This window comes from Pseudomonas sp. GL-RE-29 (assembly GCF_019947275.1).
Lineage (GTDB): Bacteria > Pseudomonadota > Gammaproteobacteria > Pseudomonadales > Pseudomonadaceae > Aquipseudomonas > Aquipseudomonas fluorescens_A.
Genome location: NZ_JAGYGD010000015.1, coordinates 108,459 through 123,719 on the forward strand (window position 1 = coordinate 108,459; position 15,261 = coordinate 123,719).

Consider the following 15,261-nt stretch of genomic DNA (forward strand, 5'->3'; position numbering starts at 1 on the left):
CTGTTTCGCGCCTGCTTCCTTTCTACCGGCTATATAAGGACACATAGCTGCGGCATACTCCGTCGCCTAATTGCCCGGATCCCGCTATGCGCTCACTTGCACTCCTTGCCTTGACCCTGATGCTCACCGCTTGCGGCGACGGCGAATCGCCATTGCCTCCCGATGCGCGCCTGCCGGACGGCGGACGCTATCGTGGTGATCTGGTCAACGGATTGCTGCAAGGCCAGGGCCGCATCGATTACCCGAACGGCAGCTGGTACGCCGGCGAGTTCGACCAAGGCCAGTGGCATGGCCAGGGCGAATGGCACGGTAGCAACGGTGAGATCTATCGCGGGCAATTCAGTCAGGGCCTGTTCGACGGTCAGGGCAGTCTGACCACCAGCGTCAGCAGCTACACCGGGGGCTTCAAACTCGGTCGTCGTGACGGTGAAGGCACGCTCAAAGAAAACGGCATGACCTACCGCGGCGAGTTCAAGGGCGATCAATATTCAGGACTCGGCCGTCTGGAGCTCGAAGACGGCAGCGCCTATCAAGGCCAGTTCAGCCGCGGCAAACCCAACGGCGAAGGCCAGCGCAGCGACGGCAACGGCAATCAGTTCACCGGGCGTTTCGTCGACGGTCAGCTGGAAGGAAACGGGACCTTCAACAGTGCCGATGGCGACATGTACGTCGGCAGCTTCAAGAACAATCAACTGCACGGCAAGGGGCGCTACGAGAACGCGGACGGCGATGTCTGGCTGGGTCAATTCAAGGAAGGCTCGCTGAATGGCAAGGGCGAGTTGATCGGCGCTGATGGCAGCCATTACATCGGCAACTTCAACGACTGGCGCTTCAGCGGTCAAGGCCGCTTGAACCTGGCCGACGGCAGTTTCTACGTCGGCCAGTTCGACAACGACAGCTATTCCGGACGCGGCACCCTGGTACTGACTGACGGGACGGTGCAAAGCGGGACGTGGGCCAACGGCCAAAGGGTGCGCGATGCCGATGGCAAGTTGCTGCCCGACACCCTCGAACTCGGCTTGCTGGCCCAGGGCAGACTGCTCGAAACCGCGCTGAGCAACGTGCCCGCGTCGACCCCGGCGGTGGAGCTGTACACCTTGACCCTGGGCGGTGACGGCAAGCAGAGCGTGTTCCTGCGCGAATCCGACTACGTCGCCAACATGCTCACCAGCCGTTTCGGCGCCTTTGGCCAGATTCGCCTGGTGAACCATCGCGATCACATCGGCGACCGACCGATGGCCACCCGGGAAAACCTGCGTCGCGCCGCCATGACCCTGGCTGAACGCAGCGGCCCGGAGGATTTGATCTTCATCTACCTCACCAGCCACGGCACCAGCGAACACGAACTGGTGCTCGATCAGCCACGCATGGAACTGGCCGACCTGCCAGCCGATGAACTCGCTGCGGTCCTCGCTCCGCTGAAAAACCGCGACAAGATCGTGGTGATCTCGTCTTGCTATTCGGGCGGTTTCATCCCCGCGCTCAAGGACGAACGCACCCTGATCATGACCGCCTCACGGGCCGATCGCGTGTCCTTTGGCTGTTCAGAAGAAGCCAACTTCACCTACTTCGGCGACGCCCTGTTCGCCCAGGCATTGAACCAGACCGACGACCTGGAACAAGCCTTCAAACTGGCCAGGGCCACCGTCGCCGAACGCGAGCTGGCGGATAACTTCGAAGCCTCCGAACCACAGATCTGGGCACCCAAAACCGTCCTCTCACACTGGCAGTTGTTACGTAAGCAGCAGGCACGAAAAGCACTACAAAGTGTCTCCATTGACGGCAAGGATGCAAAGAACAACTAAGCTGACAGTATCAAGGGAGAAACACTATGTACTTGACGCCTCAGCACGTGCTGCTCGCCGGAGCCACCGGTTTGACCGGTGAACACTTGCTTGATCGCCTGCTCAACGAGCCAACGATCTCGCGGGTCCTGGCCCCTTCACGCCGGCCGCTGGCCAAACATCCCCACCTCGAAAACCCGGTGGGTGACCCGGCAGTATTTCTGCCGCAACTGAACGGTCGTGTCGACATCGCCTACTGCTGCCTGGGCACCACCATCAAGCGGGCCGGCTCGGAACAGGCGTTTCGCGCAGTGGACCTGGACATGGTGGTGGCATTCGCCAAACGCGCCCGTGAGATGGGCGCAAGGCACCTGATCGTGATCAGCGCCCTGGGGGCCGATCGCAGGTCCTCGATTTTCTACAACAAAGTCAAAGGCGAGATGGAGCACGCATTGCGCGCGCAGGACTGGCCGCAGCTGACCATTTGCCGTCCGTCGCTGCTGCTGGGTGAACGTCTCGAACCGCGCCTGGTTGAGCAGTTCGCCGGGCCATTGTCCCGCCTGATTCCCGGCAAGTACCGCGGTATCGAAGCCTGCCAACTGGCCCGCGCCATGTGGCGTCTGGCGCTGGAAGAGCAGGATGGGGTTCGGGTTGTCGAGTCGGATGAACTCAGGAAATTAGGCAAATAATCGACGAACCTTGTGGCGAGGGAGCTTGCTCCCGCTGGGTGGCGAAGCCGCCCCAATGAGGGACTGCTGGGCAGTCCAGCGGGAGCAAGCTCCCTCGCCACAAAAAGCCAAGTTCGCCTCTACAACCCGCCCGTCGCCTGAAAACTCACGCCTAAAACCGTAAGCAACGACAGCGGCAACAACAGCGTGTCGAGCAATGCACTGGCCGGCAGGTCTACACCGGGATAGCTCGGCGCTTCGGCACCGAATCGGTCCATGGCGCAACAGCCGCCGTTCATGGCATACAAATCCAGCCGCGTGCCCGAATACACCACCGGCGCCCCCGGCTTGGCAGCATCGAGGGTGCGCGCCGTTGCGCACCCTGCCAGCTGGAGCGCCAGCAGGATGATCAGCAGCTTATTCATCGCTGGTCAGATGGTGTTCGCCCCAACGCGGCAGCATGTCCTGGGGAATGTTCAACAGGTTGAGAATCCGCGCCACGACGAAGTCGACCAGATCGTCGATGGTTTGTGGCTGATGATAGAAACCCGGCGATGCCGGCAGAATCGTCACGCCCATGTTCGACAACTTGAGCATGTTCTCCAGATGGATGCTCGAATACGGGGCCTCACGCGGCACCAGAATCAGCTGCCGGCGCTCTTTCAACGTCACGTCGGCGGCACGCTCGATCAGGTTATTGCAGGCGCCGGTGGCGATGGCCGACAGGGTGCCGGTGGAACACGGCACCACTACCATCGCCGCTGGCGAACCGGAGCCCGAAGCCACCGGCGACATCCAGTCTTCCTTGCCATACACGCGAATCTGCCCGGCGGTTGCGCCGGTGTATTCGGTGAGGAACGCCTGCATCATCTGCGGCTTGGCCGGCAGCGTGACGTCGGTTTCGGTGGCCATCACCAGTTGCGCGGCTTTGGATATCAGGAAGTGCACTTCGCGGTCTTCACGCACCAGACAGTCGAGCAGGCGCAAACCGTATTGGGCACCGGAAGCGCCGGTCATCGCCAGCGTGATGCGGTCCGGGCCGTTGTTCATTTCAGCGCCTCGGCGAGTTTGCCGTGGAGGCCGCCGAAGCCGCCGTTGCTCATGATCACCACGTGAGTGCCCGGTTGCGCCTGGCTTTTCACGCGCTCGATGATGCCTTCCAGCGAGTCGCTGACAATCGACGGCACGGTGCACAGCGCCGCCGTGCCTGCCAGATCCCAGCCGAGGTTGGCCGGTGCGTACCAGATCACCTGATCGGCATCGACCACGCTTTCCGGCAAGCCGTCGCGGTGAGCGCCGAGCTTCATGGAATTGGAGCGCGGCTCGATGATCGCGATCAACGGGGCGTCGCCAATACGTTTGCGCAGGCCATCAAGGGTGGTGGCGATGGCGGTAGGGTGATGGGCGAAATCGTCATAGATGGTGATGCCACGGACTTCCGCGACTTTCTCCATCCGGCGTTTCACGCTTTTGAACGCGCTCAACGCGGCAATACCCATGGACGGCACGACACCGACATGACGGGCCGCGGCCAAGGTAGCCAAGGCGTTGGCGACGTTGTGCTGACCGGTCATGTCCCACTCGACTACGCCTTGGGAAACACCTTCGAACATGACTTCGAACTTCGAGCCATCCTCACTGTGTAACTTGACCTGCCATTGGCCGCCGGCACCGGTGGTTTGCACCGGGGTCCAGCAACCCATCTCGATCACGCGCTGCAACGCTGGCTCGGTGGTCGGATGGATCACCAGGCCTTCGCTCGGGATGGTCCGTACCAAGTGGTGGAATTGCCGCTCGATCGCCGGCAAGTCCGGGAAGATATCGGCGTGATCGAACTCCAGGTTGTTCAGGATCGCCGTACGCGGGCGGTAGTGAACGAACTTGGAGCGCTTGTCGAAAAAGGCGCTGTCGTATTCATCGGCTTCGATGACGAAGAACGGCGTACCGCCCAGCCGTGCCGACACCGAGAAGTTCTGCGGCACGCCGCCGATCAGGAAGCCCGGGCTCATGCCCGCATGCTCCAGCACCCAGGCGAGCATGCTGCTGGTGGTGGTCTTGCCGTGCGTACCGGCCACCGCCAGCACCCAGCGACCTTGCAGGACGTGGTCAGCCAGCCATTGCGGGCCGGAAACATACGGCAAGCCTTTGTTCAGCACGTATTCGACTGCCGGGTTGCCGCGCGACATGGCGTTGCCGATCACCACCAGGTCAGGAGCCGGGTCGAGCTGCGCCGGATCATAGCCTTGGGTCAACTCGATACCCTGAGCCTCAAGCTGAGTGCTCATCGGCGGATAGACGTTGGCATCGGAGCCCGTCACGTGATGGCCCAGCTCTTTGGCCAGAACCGCCATCGAACCCATGAAAGTGCCGCAGATACCAAGAATATGAATGTGCATAGTCGACCTCGTAAAACATGGCCGCAGGTTAGCTTAGGGTGGGAAAATTCGCACTCTTTAGCTGAGATTCACAGCGATCCATGTGGCGAGGGAGCTTGCTCCCGCTGGGCTGCGCAGCAGCCCCAAAGGGTGCCCACGGATGCTTTGGCTAATCGCATGATGGGATGGCGACGGCTTCGCCGCCGAGCGGGAGCAAGCTCCCTCGCCACAAAAGCACTTTACCGGGCGATACCGTGTTTACGCAGCTTTCGATAGAGGGTGTTGCGGCTTACGCCAAGCTGCTCGGCGGTATGGGTCATATGCCACCGCGTATGCTCCAGCGCATTCAACAGCGCCAGACGCTCGGCATCTTCCAGTGGATGTTCGGTCACTGGAGTGTCCACTTCGGTCAGGGGCCGCACCTGGCGAATCATCACCGGCAAATCCTCGAGCCCGATCCGCCCGTCGTCACACAACGCCGCCAACGTGCGCAGCACATTACGCAACTGCCGCACGTTGCCCGGCCAGGCAAATCCCAGCAAAGCTTCCCGCGCCGGCCCGTCAATCAACACCGTTTCACCGCGCGCTTCTTCTGCCAGTAAAAAGTCCAGCAACTGCGACTTGTCACTGCGCTCGCGCAACGCCGGCAACCTGACCTCCAGCCCATTGAGCCGGTAATACAAATCCTCGCGAAAACTGCCGTCCTGCACCCGTTCCAGCAGATTGCGGTGCGTGGCGCTGATGATCCGTACATTGACCGATTCGGGCTCACCGCCGATCGGCACCACCTGACGATCCTCCAGCACCCGCAACAGTCGTGTCTGCAAGGCCAGGGGCATGTCGCCGATTTCATCAAGGAACAACGTCCCACCATCGGCCTGCTGTAACTTGCCGCGCATGCCTTCCTTGCGCGCGCCGGTGAAGCTGCCGCCGCGATAGCCGAACAGCTCGCTTTCGATCAGGCTTTCCGGGATGGCCGCGCAGTTGAGGGCGACGAAGGCTTTTGAGGACCGCTGACTGGCGTGGTGCACGGCTTTGGCGAAAGCCTCTTTGCCTGAGCCGGTTTCGCCGTTGATCAGCAAGGGCACATCACGCTCGTACACGCGCAACGATTTACGGAAATCCGCCTGCAACGCGGCATCGCCCAGGCAGATCCCTGACAGCGGCGCAGGCTCTTCAATCACCGGGCCGGGTATCAGCGGCACCGGCACACGCCGAGGCTGCCCACGCAAAACGGCGAACAGCCCCCGCCCATCCCGGGTGCGCAGCGGCCAACTGGCGCTGGCATTCACGCTGGCGCGACCGAGCAATTCGTCCAGCGAGCAATCGAAAAACGCCTCCACCGGTTTGCCCAGCAATCCGCCGCGAACATGCCCCAGCAAGTTCAATGCACTCTGGTTGACCGCGCAGATCCGCCCTTCACCATCAAACGCCAACAATCCTTCGCTGAACAGTCCGACGGACTCGGCCTGCAAATGAAAACGCAGCAACCATTGATTGTCGAAGCAACGCAGGAAGTAGCAGCTCTCGATCATCTTCGCCGACAGATTGACCAAGGCCATGGTGTGGAACTGACTTTGACGCGATACGTCATGCCGCGCCGAGGACACATCGAGTACCGCCAGCAATTCGCCGTGGGGATCAAAAACCGGACTCGCCGAGCAGGTCAGGCCGGTGTGGCGGCCACGGAAGTGTTCGTCCTGATGGATGGTCAGCGACTGGCGCTCCACCAGGCAGGTGCCGATGCCGTTGGTGCCTTCGCAGGCTTCGCTCCAGTCCGCGCCGAGCCAGAGCCCGGCGCGCTCGAAAATCTTCCGCTCGGTGGGCGCGGTTACGCAGTTGAGGATCACGCCGCGTGCGTCAGTCAGCAACACCGCGTGGCCAGCACCGGAAAGCTGCTGATGCAGGCTGGTCATCTCATGGCCGGCGATGTGCAGCACTTGCTGCAGGCGTTCGCGGCTTTCGAGGACACGGCCATGCTCCAGCACCGTCGGCGCCATGGTCAGGGCCGGGTCGAGGTGATAGTCCTCAAGACAGCGCAACCACGAGCGGGCGATGGACGGATCGCTGCCAGGACCGTGCAGGTGGGTTTTGCCTTGCGTCACGGTCAACACTTGCCGGGCATGGCGACTCAAATGGTTGTCGTGCATTTCTTATTATTCTCCCCCTCTAGAGGTTCACCCGTCCCCCTGTAGGAGCTGCCGAAGGCTGCGATCTTTTGATCTTAAAAATCAAAAACAAAGATCGCAGCCTTCGGCAGCTTCTACAGAGGTTGCGACCGAGCATCCTCCAGCCTAGCGCGCATTGCAATGCTGGCAAGACTGCCCGGTCACAGGCTGTGCCACAAACGGTACAAAGTGTCACAGGGGCTGTACCGAAACCGTCACAGACGTCGGCCATCGGTCCGACAAAACCCGTGTAAAGCCTTGATTTGCCTGACCTGCAAGGCAGTGGCCCAACCTTTGCTCTACGCTTATAGCAAGCGCACATGCGCCTCTCTTATAAGTACAAAAGCCAAGGAGAAAACATCATGCGTTACGCTCACCCCGGTACTGAAGGCGCTATCGTTTCGTTCAAAGCCAAATACGGTAACTACATCGGCGGCGAGTTCGTCGCGCCTGTCAAAGGTCAGTACTTCACCAATACCTCGCCAGTGAATGGCCAACCAATTGCCGAATTCCCCCGTTCCACGGCCGAAGACATCGACAAGGCCCTGGACGCTGCCCACGCGGCGGCCGATGCCTGGGGCGCTACGTCCGCCCAGGCGCGTTCGCTGGTGCTGCTGAAAATCGCCGACCGCATCGAACAGAACCTGGAACTGCTGGCCATCACCGAATCCTGGGACAACGGCAAAGCCGTACGTGAAACCCTCAACGCCGACATCCCGCTGGCCGCCGACCACTTCCGCTACTTCGCCGGTTGCATCCGTGCGCAGGAAGGCAGCGCCGCCGAGATCGACGGCAACACCGTGGCCTATCACATCCATGAACCGCTGGGCGTGGTCGGGCAGATCATCCCGTGGAACTTCCCGATCCTGATGGCCGCCTGGAAACTCGCCCCGGCCCTGGCTGCCGGCAACTGCGTGGTGCTCAAGCCTGCCGAGCAAACCCCGCTAGGCATCACCGTGCTGGTCGAACTGATCGGCGACCTGCTGCCGCCGGGCGTGCTGAACATCGTGCAAGGTTTCGGCAAAGAAGCCGGCGAAGCGCTGGCGACCAGCAAACGCATTGCCAAGATCGCCTTCACCGGCTCGACCCCGGTCGGTTCGCACATCATGAAATGCGCGGCCGAAAACATCATTCCGTCCACCGTGGAGCTGGGTGGCAAGTCGCCGAACATCTTCTTCGAAGACATCATGAAGGCCGAACCATCCTTCATCGAAAAAGCCGCCGAAGGCCTGGTGCTGGCGTTCTTCAACCAGGGCGAAGTCTGCACCTGCCCTTCCCGCGCACTGGTGCAAGAGTCGATCTACGACGAGTTCATGGCCGTCGTGATGAAGAAAGTCCTGCAAATCAAACGTGGCGACCCGCTGGACACCGACACCATGGTCGGCGCCCAGGCGTCCGAGCAGCAATTCGATAAAATCCTTTCGTACCTGGAAATCGCCAAGGGCGAAGGCGCCGAGCTGCTGACCGGCGGCAAAGTGGAAAAACTCGAGGGCAACCTGGCCAGCGGCTATTACATCCAGCCGACGCTGCTCAAGGGCACCAACAAAATGCGCGTGTTCCAGGAAGAAATCTTTGGCCCGGTGGTGAGCATCACCACCTTCAAGGACGAAGCCGAAGCCCTGGCCATCGCCAACGACACCGAGTTCGGCCTCGGCGCCGGCCTCTGGACCCGCGACATCAACCGCGCCTATCGCATGGGCCGCGCCATCAAGGCCGGTCGTGTGTGGACCAACTGCTACCACCTGTACCCAGCGCACGCCGCGTTCGGTGGCTACAAAAAATCCGGCGTCGGCCGTGAAACCCACAAAATGATGCTCGACCACTATCAGCAGACCAAAAACCTGCTGGTGAGCTACGACATCAATCCGTTGGGTTTCTTCTAAGCGCGTAATTGCTATCGCCAGCAAGCCGGCTACTACAGACCGCGTAAACCTGTAGGAGCCGGCTTGCTGGCGATAACGCCCTAAATGACACAACACTCCTGGCCTGGCCGCTCTGGCACGGGCCTTGCGTGCCCGCTCTACACGCAAATGCAGCTCCCGAAAGTCCAACAGATCAAAAAAAAAAGACAGCGAGGACTTATGACTTCTTCCACACAGCTCAAACCCACACTCGGCACCCTGCATTTATGGGGCATTGCCGTCGGCCTGGTGATTTCCGGCGAATACTTTGGCTGGAGTTACGGCTGGGGCACCGCAGGCACACTGGGTTTTCTCGTCACCGCGTTGATGGTGGCGACGATGTACACCTGCTTCATCTTCAGCTTTACCGAATTGACTACTGCAATTCCCCACGCTGGCGGACCCTTTGCCTACAGCCGCCGCGCCTTTGGTGAGAAAGGCGGATTGATCGCCGGCATCGCCACGCTGATCGAATTCGTTTTCGCGCCCCCGGCAATCGCCATGGCGATCGGCGCCTATCTCAACGTTCAATATCCGGAACTAGACCCGAAGATCGCCGCCGTTGGCGCCTATTTCGTCTTCATGGGCCTGAACATACTCGGCGTCAGCATCGCGGCCACCTTCGAATTGGTGGTCACCGTGCTGGCGGTCGCCGAATTGCTGGTATTCATGGGCGTGGTCGCTCCGGGCTTCAGCTTCAGTAACTTCGTGCTCAACGGCTGGTCCGGCTCAAATGAATTCACGATGGCTTCGATTCCCGGCATTTTCGCGGCCATTCCCTTCGCTATCTGGTTTTTTCTTGCCATCGAAGGCGCGGCCATGGCCGCCGAAGAAGCCAAGGACCCGAAACGCACGATTCCCAGGGCCTATGTCAGTGGCATTTTGACCTTGGTGTTCCTGGCCATCGGCGTGATGGTGATGGCCGGTGGCGTCGGCGACTGGCGTCAGCTGTCGAACATCAATGATCCGCTGCCCCAGGCCATGAAAGCGGTGGTTGGCAACAATTCAACGTGGATGCACATGCTGGTGTGGATCGGCCTTTTCGGGCTGGTGGCGAGTTTCCACGGGATCATCCTCGGCTACTCGCGGCAGTTCTTTGCGCTGGCTCGCGCCGGATATCTGCCTCGTGGCCTGGCTAAACTGTCGCGCTTCCAGACACCGCACCGGGCGATCCTCGCCGGCGGCGTGATCGGTATCGCGGCCATATACAGCGACGGACTGGTCAACCTGCAAGGCATGAGCCTGACGGCGGCAATGATCACCATGTCGGTTTTCGGCGCCATCGTGATGTACATCATCAGTATGCTGAGCCTGTTCAGGCTGCGTAAAACCGAGCCGAACCTGGAGCGCACGTTCCGTGCCCCTGGCTACCCGATCGTGCCGGGCATAGCGCTGTTTCTGGCGGTGGTGTGTCTGGTGGCGATGGCTTGGTTCAATACCTTGATCGGCCTGGTTTTCCTCGGTTTCATGGTGGCCGGTTACCTGTATTTCCAACTGACCGCCCGGCAGCGCTCCGAAGCACCGGCGGACGCTATGCTCGAAGGTATCTAGTTGCACCGGCGCCGGGCCTGTTGCCCGGTGCCGCTACATTGAAGTGCACACCACCTGTAGGAGCTGTCGAGCGCAACGAGGCTGCGATCTTTTGATCTTGCCTTCAAAGATCGCAGCCTCGTTGCACTCGACAGCTCCTACAGGGATTAGCGGTGAAACAGAATCAGAAGGAAACCCATCCCATGGCCGTATTTGCCCATTCCATCGGCGCTCAGACCTACCGTTTCGAGAGCCTCAAGGAAGTCATGGCCAAGGCCAGCCCCGCGCGTTCCGGGGACTTTCTGGCAGGTGTCGCCGCCCTCAATGATGGCGAGCGCGTAGCCGCGCAGATGGCGTTGGCCGACATTCCACTGAGCCACTTCCTTGAAGAAGTGTTGATTCCGTACGAAGCCGACGAAGTTACCCGGCTGATCATCGATACCCACGACCATCACGCTTTCGCCGTGGTCAGCCACCTCACCGTCGGCGGCTTTCGTGACTGGCTGCTCAGCGACGCCGCCGACGAACAGGTCCTGCGCGCCCTCGCCCCAGGCCTGACCCCGGAAATGGTCGCCGCCGTATCGAAGATCATGCGCGTGCAGGACCTGGTGCTGGTGGCGCAGAAAATCCGTGTGGTCACCCAATTTCGCGGCACCCTGGGCCTGCGCGGTCGCCTGTCCACGCGTCTGCAACCCAATCACCCTACCGACGAACCAGCCGGTATCGCCGCGAGCATTCTCGACGGCCTGCTACACGGCAATGGCGATGCCATGATCGGAATCAACCCGGCCACTGACAGCATCGCTTCGATCTGCGCGATGCTGGAAATGCTCGATGCGATTATTCAGCGCTACGAAATTCCGACACAGGCCTGCGTGCTGACCCATGTCACCACGTCGATTGAAGCGGTGAATCGCGGCGTTCCGCTGGATCTGGTGTTCCAGTCGATCGCCGGTACCGAGGCGGCCAACGCCAGTTTCGGTATCAATCTGAACGTGCTGAAAGAAGGTTACGACGCCGGTTTGAGCCTCAATCGCGGCACCCTCGGGCGCAACCTGATGTATTTCGAAACCGGCCAGGGCAGCGCCCTGTCAGCCAACGCCCACCACGGCGTAGACCAACAGACCTGCGAAACCCGGGCCTACGCCGTGGCGCGCCATTTCAACCCGTTCCTGGTGAACACCGTCGTAGGATTTATCGGCCCGGAATATCTCTACAACGGCAAACAGATCATCCGCGCCGGCCTCGAAGACCACTTCTGCGGCAAGTTGCTGGGCGTGCCCATGGGCTGCGACATCTGTTACACCAACCATGCCGAAGCCGACCAGGACGACATGGACACTCTGTTGACCTTGCTGGGCGTGGCCGGGATCAACTTCATCATGGGCATCCCCGGCTCCGACGACATCATGCTCAACTACCAGACCACCTCGTTCCACGATGCGCTCTACGCCCGGCAGACCCTGGGATTGAAGCCCGCACCGGAGTTCGAACAGTGGCTGGCAAAAATGGGCATATTCACTCAGGCGGACGGCAAGGTTCTGTTCGGCAACAACCTGCCGCCAGCCTTCCGCCAAGCCTTGGCGCAACTGGGATGAGTGTTGACATGGATAAGCCCCCTTTCGATCCGCACAACCCTTGGCTTGAACTGCGACGCCTGACACCGGCGCGGATTGCTCTGGGACGCACCGGCACCAGCATGCCTACCCGCGCCCAGCTGGATTTCCAGTACGCCCATGCCCAGGCGCGGGATGCTGTGCACTTGCCGTTTGATCATGTGGCACTCAGCGCGCAACTGGCCGAACGCGGGCGTGAAAGTATTTTGCTGCACAGCGCGGCAATAGACCGTAACAGCTATCTGCAACGCCCCGATCTGGGGCGAAAGTTGAGCGCTGGATCGGCTCAAGCTTTGCGCGACTACGCCTCAGCCAACCCTGGCGGGGTCGATCTGGCCATCGTGGTCGCCGATGGCTTGTCAGCGTTGGCCGTTCATCGGCATACCCTGCCATTTCTGGCGCGCCTGGAGGAGCAAGTTGGCGCTGAAAACTGGTCGGTAGCCCCGATAATATTGGTCGAACAGGGCCGCGTTGCGGTCGCCGATGAAGTGGGCGAATTGCTGGGGGCAAAAATGACGGTGATTCTGATCGGGGAACGGCCGGGCCTCAGTTCGCCGGACAGTCTGGGTTTATATTTCACCTACAACCCCAAGGTCGGCCTGACGGATGCTTACCGCAACTGCATCTCCAACGTGCGCCTCGAAGGCCTGAGTTATGGCATGGCGGCACACCGTTTGCTGTATTTGATGCGCGAAGCCTGTCGGCGTCAGCTGTCCGGGGTCAATTTGAAAGACGAAGCGCAGGTTCAGACGCTGGAGTCAGACGCAGGTGCAGACATGAAAGGTAATTTCCTACTCAGTCCGCCGGATGCGTGAACCGCTTCCGCATTGCACTTTCGTTCCATTTTCAGGCAGGATCGACGCACGGCTGCCAGTGAGTACCTTTTGCCGTCAGAGCACGTGAAGACAGCCACTTGAGACGAGACCTACCATGCGGATTATTCAAGCGACCCTCGAACACCTGGACCTGCTGACCCCGTTGTTCGTCAAATATCGCGAGTTTTATGGCTCCCTGCCGTACCCGGACTCGTCCCGGGCGTTCCTCGAGAAACGCCTGCGTCGCAAGGAATCGGTGATCTACCTGGCACTGTCCGATGACGACAACAACAAACTGATGGGTTTCTGTCAGTTGTACCCGAGCTTTTCGTCGCTCTCGCTCAAACGCGTGTGGATCCTCAACGACATCTACGTCGCCGAAGACGCCCGCCGCCAATTGGTAGCCGACAACCTGATCCGCACCGCGAAGAAAATGGCCAAGGAAACCAATGCCGTGCGCATGCGCGTTTCCACCAGCAGTAATAATGAAGTCGCACAGAAAACCTACGAATCCATCGGGTTCAAGGAAGACACCGAGTTCAAAAACTACGTGCTGCCGATCAGCGACGAGTTGTAAAGATTATGTAGGAGCGAGCCTGCTCGTGATGGACTCAAGGACGCCGAGGGGTATCAGATTCCCCCGCATTATCGTTCACGACCATCGCGTGCAGGCTCGCTCCTACAGGGTTGTACGTTATTAAATGTCATCTGGCCGCTCATAGCGCGCTCGAAATCCCCTGCTACAAACACCACGCGCTTTTCACTAGCCTACCCGTATAATGCCGACCTTCCTGGCTTGTAAGAAAAACTACACCCGTCTGTAGCCTTACGCGAAGTCATCCGCACAGGCCTGCTGAGTCGGGCCTTCATTACAGGTGCTCCTCCATGGATTTCAACCCACTTGACCTTATCCTGCATCTCGATGTTTACCTCGATTTGCTGGTCACTAATTACGGGCCATGGATCTACGCCATTCTGTTTCTGGTGATTTTTTGCGAAACCGGACTGGTTGTCATGCCGTTCCTGCCGGGTGACTCGCTGCTGTTTATCGCCGGTGCCGTAGCAGCCGGCGGTGGCATGGACCCTGTTCTACTCGGCGGCCTGCTGATGCTGGCGGCGATTCTCGGCGACAGCACCAACTACGTCATCGGACGAACGGCCGGGGAACGCCTGTTCAGTAACCCCAATTCGAAGATCTTCCGCCGCGATTACCTGCAACAAACCCACGATTTCTATGACAAGCACGGCGGCAAAACCGTAACCCTCGCGCGTTTCCTGCCCATCATTCGTACGTTTGCACCGTTCGTCGCCGGTGTAGCGAAAATGCCTTACCCGCGTTTCTTCGCCTTCAGCATCCTCGGCACCATCCTGTGGGTCGGCGGCCTGGTTACCCTCGGCTACTTCTTCGGCAACGTACCGTTCATCAAGTCCAACCTGTCGCTGCTGGTCGTCGGCATCATTCTGCTGTCGTTGGTACCGATGATCATCGGTGTGGTCCGCAGCCGCTTCGGTGGCTCGAATTCCAAAGCTGAATCCCGCTGATTGGCGATGTGGTCCCTGAGCGCCTGGCGCCGCCAGCGCACCCTGACCAGGCACCCGATTGCCGACGACATGTGGCAGCGGGTGCGCCAGCACCTGAGCTTCCTTGATGGCATCACGACCGCCGAAGACCAATGGTTGCGCGAAGCCTGCGTGCTGTTCCTGCAAGACAAACACCTGACCGCCCTGCCCGGCGTCGAGCTGCATCAGGAACAACGCCTGCTGCTGGCAGCCCAGGCGCAATTGCCGCTGCTACACCTCGGTAATCTCAACTGGTATCAGGGTTTTCACGAAATCATCCTTTACCCCGACGACTTCCTGAGCCCCCAGCGTCACCGTGACGCCAGCGGCGTCGAGCATGAATGGGACGGCGAGCACAGCGGTGAAGCCTGGCAACAAGGCCCGATCATCCTGGCCTGGCCGGGTGTGATGGCCAGCGGCGGCTGGGAAGGCTACAACCTTGTCATCCATGAACTGGCGCACAAACTCGACATGCTCAACGGCGATGCCAACGGCCTGCCGCCGCTGCATGCCGACATGCGGGTCAGCGACTGGGCCAAAGTCATGCAAGAAGCCTACGACGATCTCGACCGGCAACTGGATCGCAACCCGGATGCAGAGACGGCTATCGATCCCTATGCCGCCGAAAACCCAGCGGAGTTCTTCGCCGTGACCAGCGAATACTTCTTCAGCGCCCCGGACTTGCTGCATGAGGCTTATCCACAGGTCTACGAGCAACTGAAGCTGTTTTATCGCCAGGACCCGCTCGTAAGGCTGCGGCAACTTCTCGCCGAGAACCCGGTCTATCAGGCACACGACTAAGGTCTACACGACTTCTGGTACGTGGCGTCGACGTAGGAATATG

At 60.3% G+C, this 15,261-nt stretch carries 13 protein-coding genes; 9 read left to right on the forward strand and 4 right to left on the reverse strand.

Annotation, left to right across the window (positions count from 1 at the left end; genetic code table 11):
* Nucleotides 1-86: 86 nt before the first annotated feature.
* A complete protein-coding gene (locus KGB21_RS14630) occupies nucleotides 87-1,805 on the forward strand; it encodes a C13 family peptidase (protein WP_034148114.1) in 1,719 nt (572 codons plus the stop codon).
* A gap of 26 nt (nucleotides 1,806-1,831) precedes the next feature.
* Nucleotides 1,832-2,473 carry an oxidoreductase gene (locus KGB21_RS14635; protein ID WP_223505498.1) on the forward strand — a complete coding sequence of 214 codons (642 nt, stop codon included), beginning with the start codon at nucleotides 1,832-1,834 and terminating at the stop codon, nucleotides 2,471-2,473.
* Between the two features lie 119 nt (nucleotides 2,474-2,592).
* On the opposite strand, the gene KGB21_RS14640 is transcribed toward KGB21_RS14635, so the two are convergent.
* The 4 genes from KGB21_RS14640 to KGB21_RS14655 form a co-directional block, all read right to left on the reverse strand.
* Complete coding sequence (locus KGB21_RS14640) at nucleotides 2,593-2,877, reverse strand: YceK/YidQ family lipoprotein (protein ID WP_034148112.1); 285 nt, start codon at nucleotides 2,875-2,877, stop codon at nucleotides 2,593-2,595.
* Nucleotides 2,870-3,502, reverse strand: coding sequence for a flavin prenyltransferase UbiX (gene ubiX / locus KGB21_RS14645; protein ID WP_034148111.1), 633 nt, complete (start codon nucleotides 3,500-3,502; stop codon nucleotides 2,870-2,872). The genes KGB21_RS14640 and ubiX overlap by 8 nt, the downstream gene beginning before the upstream one ends.
* Nucleotides 3,499-4,848: a UDP-N-acetylmuramate:L-alanyl-gamma-D-glutamyl-meso-diaminopimelate ligase gene (gene mpl / locus KGB21_RS14650; RefSeq protein ID WP_034148110.1), complete on the reverse strand. Its 1,350-nt coding sequence runs from the start codon at nucleotides 4,846-4,848 to the stop codon at nucleotides 3,499-3,501. Before mpl ends, ubiX begins: the two co-directional genes overlap by 4 nt.
* A gap of 218 nt (nucleotides 4,849-5,066) precedes the next feature.
* Complete coding sequence (locus tag KGB21_RS14655; RefSeq protein WP_034148109.1) at nucleotides 5,067-6,977, reverse strand: sigma-54-dependent Fis family transcriptional regulator; 1,911 nt, start codon at nucleotides 6,975-6,977, stop codon at nucleotides 5,067-5,069.
* A 380-nt stretch (nucleotides 6,978-7,357) separates the two neighbouring features.
* Between KGB21_RS14655 and KGB21_RS14660 the strand changes: the two genes are divergently transcribed.
* From KGB21_RS14660 to KGB21_RS14690, 7 genes are all read left to right on the forward strand, one after another.
* A complete protein-coding gene (locus KGB21_RS14660) occupies nucleotides 7,358-8,878 on the forward strand; it encodes an aldehyde dehydrogenase family protein (protein ID WP_034148108.1) in 1,521 nt (506 codons plus the stop codon).
* A gap of 198 nt (nucleotides 8,879-9,076) precedes the next feature.
* Nucleotides 9,077-10,447 (forward strand): ethanolamine permease, encoded by a 1,371-nt coding sequence (gene eat / locus KGB21_RS14665; RefSeq protein ID WP_223505499.1) that lies wholly within the window; start codon nucleotides 9,077-9,079, stop codon nucleotides 10,445-10,447.
* A 182-nt stretch (nucleotides 10,448-10,629) separates the two neighbouring features.
* Complete coding sequence (locus KGB21_RS14670) at nucleotides 10,630-12,024, forward strand: ethanolamine ammonia-lyase subunit EutB (protein ID WP_223505500.1); 1,395 nt, start codon at nucleotides 10,630-10,632, stop codon at nucleotides 12,022-12,024.
* A gap of 8 nt (nucleotides 12,025-12,032) precedes the next feature.
* Nucleotides 12,033-12,857 carry an ethanolamine ammonia-lyase subunit EutC gene (gene eutC, locus KGB21_RS14675; RefSeq protein ID WP_034148105.1) on the forward strand — a complete coding sequence of 275 codons (825 nt, stop codon included), beginning with the start codon at nucleotides 12,033-12,035 and terminating at the stop codon, nucleotides 12,855-12,857.
* Nucleotides 12,858-12,972: 115 nt separating this feature from the next.
* Nucleotides 12,973-13,434 (forward strand): GNAT family N-acetyltransferase, encoded by a 462-nt coding sequence (locus KGB21_RS14680; RefSeq protein ID WP_034148104.1) that lies wholly within the window; start codon nucleotides 12,973-12,975, stop codon nucleotides 13,432-13,434.
* A 308-nt stretch (nucleotides 13,435-13,742) separates the two neighbouring features.
* On the forward strand, nucleotides 13,743-14,399 hold the full coding sequence (locus KGB21_RS14685) for a DedA family protein (RefSeq protein ID WP_223505501.1): 657 nt from the start codon (nucleotides 13,743-13,745) through the stop codon (nucleotides 14,397-14,399).
* 6 nt (nucleotides 14,400-14,405) lie between these two features.
* Nucleotides 14,406-15,218: a zinc-dependent peptidase gene (locus KGB21_RS14690; protein WP_223505502.1), complete on the forward strand. Its 813-nt coding sequence runs from the start codon at nucleotides 14,406-14,408 to the stop codon at nucleotides 15,216-15,218.
* Nucleotides 15,219-15,261 lie beyond the last annotated feature (43 nt).

Coding starts and splice junctions, on each gene's coding strand:
- KGB21_RS14630 (WP_034148114.1), top strand. CDS start 87: ATGCGCTCACTTGCACTCCTTGCCTTGACCCTGATGCTCACCGCTTGC.
- KGB21_RS14635 (WP_223505498.1), top strand. CDS start 1,832: ATGTACTTGACGCCTCAGCACGTGCTGCTCGCCGGAGCCACCGGTTTG.
- KGB21_RS14640 (WP_034148112.1), bottom strand. CDS start 2,877: ATGAATAAGCTGCTGATCATCCTGCTGGCGCTCCAGCTGGCAGGGTGC.
- ubiX (WP_034148111.1), bottom strand. CDS start 3,502: ATGAACAACGGCCCGGACCGCATCACGCTGGCGATGACCGGCGCTTCC.
- mpl (WP_034148110.1), bottom strand. CDS start 4,848: ATGCACATTCATATTCTTGGTATCTGCGGCACTTTCATGGGTTCGATG.
- KGB21_RS14655 (WP_034148109.1), bottom strand. CDS start 6,977: ATGCACGACAACCATTTGAGTCGCCATGCCCGGCAAGTGTTGACCGTG.
- KGB21_RS14660 (WP_034148108.1), top strand. CDS start 7,358: ATGCGTTACGCTCACCCCGGTACTGAAGGCGCTATCGTTTCGTTCAAA.
- eat (WP_223505499.1), top strand. CDS start 9,077: ATGACTTCTTCCACACAGCTCAAACCCACACTCGGCACCCTGCATTTA.
- KGB21_RS14670 (WP_223505500.1), top strand. CDS start 10,630: ATGGCCGTATTTGCCCATTCCATCGGCGCTCAGACCTACCGTTTCGAG.
- eutC (WP_034148105.1), top strand. CDS start 12,033: ATGGATAAGCCCCCTTTCGATCCGCACAACCCTTGGCTTGAACTGCGA.
- KGB21_RS14680 (WP_034148104.1), top strand. CDS start 12,973: ATGCGGATTATTCAAGCGACCCTCGAACACCTGGACCTGCTGACCCCG.
- KGB21_RS14685 (WP_223505501.1), top strand. CDS start 13,743: ATGGATTTCAACCCACTTGACCTTATCCTGCATCTCGATGTTTACCTC.
- KGB21_RS14690 (WP_223505502.1), top strand. CDS start 14,406: ATGTGGTCCCTGAGCGCCTGGCGCCGCCAGCGCACCCTGACCAGGCAC.